The 241-nt window shown below is 47.3% G+C and carries 1 pseudogene; it reads right to left on the bottom strand.

The window, feature by feature from the left end:
* Window positions 1-241: pseudogene (locus tag AAEZ00_RS22050) on the bottom strand (serine/threonine protein kinase); the annotation flags it as partial.

The following is a 241-nucleotide window of genomic DNA, read 5'->3' on the forward strand; positions in this document are numbered from 1 at the left end:
AGATAACGCACCGCTCAGTTGTTCGTCACCAATAAAATACACATCGCCCATGCGCGCGTTAGTGTGCTGTTGGTCGCTTGATAGTAAGGACATGACATTGTCATCGACCGCGCGGCCGTGTTCATCTCGCTGAGCAAATACCGCAGATCCCCAATCGATTAACGACAATTTGTCGGTTTCAATATCATAAACCAAGTTAGATGGCTTAATATCGCCATGCACTAAAGGCTTACCCTTACGC

It is taken from the genome of Shewanella sp. S1-49-MNA-CIBAN-0167 (genome assembly GCF_040310145.1).
Lineage (GTDB): Bacteria > Pseudomonadota > Gammaproteobacteria > Enterobacterales > Shewanellaceae > Shewanella > Shewanella psychromarinicola.